Origin of the sequence: Paraburkholderia diazotrophica (genome assembly GCF_900108945.1) — a bacterium.
Classification (GTDB): Bacteria; Pseudomonadota; Gammaproteobacteria; order Burkholderiales; family Burkholderiaceae; genus Paraburkholderia; species Paraburkholderia diazotrophica.
In genome coordinates, this window is record NZ_FNYE01000102.1 from 1 (window position 1) to 2,001 (window position 2,001).

The following is a 2,001-nucleotide window of genomic DNA, read 5'->3' on the forward strand; positions in this document are numbered from 1 at the left end:
GTCGAGCACGAGCCCCATCGAGCTGGTGATATGCGACCTGTCCAGCTCTCCTGCGGTGGACATCGCGGGCGCGCGGATGCTCACCGCGTTGCATGCGGATCTTGTCAAGAGCGGGATGCGTCTGCGGATTGTCGCGGCCCACGCCGACGCACGCGACATCCTGCGCGCAGAAGGTCTTGAACAGCAGATCGGCGATTTCGGGCGGCGCGTGTCGGTGGATGATGTCGTGGAAGCGTTCCTGCACGAGGCCGACACGAAGGTCGCGACTTCGGACGGCACAGCGACCGGGACTCCGGCTAGCGCAGGCGAGCAAGCGTGAATCCGTCGTATGGCGACGCAGATGGGCGCTCGGGTTGCCGAATTCTTGCATCTGCCACGGGAGATTGGCATGGCATGGAACCGAAGATACAGCGTGATCGGTTATGTCTCGTCGTCGGTGTGGGCCGTTGCCGTGCTATTGACAGGCACAACGGCGACGGTCGACGCTGTCAGTGAAGAGGCCGCGCCGAAGCACGAGCAGACGAGACAGTTCTCGGGCAAGAGCATCACGCAGATGAAAGCGATCATCTTCGAAATTGATGCAGAGCGTAACAGCGTCACGCTTCTGCAAGAGAATGGCGAACCCATTGATGTCGTGGTTGACCGATCTGTTGGCGATGTCAGCACGTTCAAGGCGGGTGACTCCGTGTCCATCACGTATAGCCGCGCGCTTCTGCTTCGCGCGGACCAGGTGTCGTCGAATGGAATACGGGAACGTGTCGATAGCGGATTTACCACTGCTCAATCGGTGGACTCGTCGTTGTCAATGCACCGGGTCCAGGCGATAACGACCGTCGAACACATCGATCGCGACCGGCACCAGTTAACCCTGCGCGGCGCGACCCGGACGGTCACGTTGGAAGCGTCATCCGATGGTCTGTTGCAAGGGCTCAAAGTCGGCGACAGTGTACGTGTCGATTTCGTGGAAGCCACGGCGATTCGTATCTCGCGTGACAGAGTTCCTTTGCGCTAATTCCGCCTGCCTGGAATTGAACTGCATCCCCACAATTGCACTTTTTTAGACTGTAGTTCGACGGAAATTTCGATGTATCAAGCGGACGTCAAAATACGCACAAGGTGCCGGCATCTTCGTCGGATGCGGGGCGTCACTGCGCTCCACGAGATGACTGTACCGCCGCGTTGAATGGTCTGATAACGGCGAAATCGGCGTTGATTCAGATCAATTGACAGAGTGCGCCCCCCGGTATTCTGAATGTGCCAGGAGCCGATTCGACTTCACTGCCGACCTTTGGTGTTGCAGTCGACCAGACTCGCGCCCGTCTGAAATCCGGACACAAGGGCGTGGGCTGGCGGGATCCGTCGCGTATCACGGCGAACGGACCTTAGGTTCTGTGGCGACCACCTTGTTACGATTCTCAGCTTTGCTGAGTGCTTTTACACAAACATCTTCATGTCCCGTTGATGCGTTTAATTTTCATGACGGCGGACGCGCGATATGAGTTCAGATCCAGGAGAAAACCATGAAGCTCATGACACTCATCTTGACTGGCGCGGTTGTGGCGTGCGCGTCGACGGCTTGGGCACAGAACGAATCCACGACGACGCCGACCGCTCATGAAACTCAAGTGGGGAGCAACGATGCAATCGTGAAGATGCGCCAGGAGGAAGCGGCTGCAAATCGCGTCTATGAAAAGAAGGTGGCCGCGGCGAAAAAGACTTATGACCACAAGAAGGCGGAAGCGAAGAAGGAACGGGATGCCGCGATCGCCGCAGCGCGATATGGGTCAGGAACAAACCAGTAAGTAGCAGTCTTCATCGAGTTCCCGAAGTTGCTCGCACCGATGCGCATGGGGTGAGCGCTTCGAGGATACGCGACCAAAGTCCAATACTGAACTTGAGATGTGCCGCATAAACTGAAGGGTAGCGTAGCATGCCGGCAGTCCACGTCGGCAGCGGGCGCAAGGTCGTCGCGTTACCTGTCCTGAGTCGAGGCCCTATGAG

Annotated in this window: 3 protein-coding genes; all 3 read left to right on the top strand. The window is 57.9% G+C overall.

What is annotated here, in order from left to right:
* A partial coding sequence (locus BMW76_RS40005) for an STAS domain-containing protein (protein ID WP_143062466.1) occupies window positions 1-319 on the top strand: 319 nt, incomplete at its 5' end.
* 9 nt (window positions 320-328) lie between these two features.
* Window positions 329-1,012, top strand: coding sequence for a hypothetical protein (locus BMW76_RS40010; RefSeq protein ID WP_177200641.1), 684 nt, complete (start codon window positions 329-331; stop codon window positions 1,010-1,012).
* A gap of 508 nt (window positions 1,013-1,520) precedes the next feature.
* On the top strand, window positions 1,521-1,802 hold the full coding sequence (locus BMW76_RS40015; protein ID WP_090874169.1) for a hypothetical protein: 282 nt from the start codon (window positions 1,521-1,523) through the stop codon (window positions 1,800-1,802).
* The last annotated feature ends 199 nt before the right edge of the window (window positions 1,803-2,001 follow it).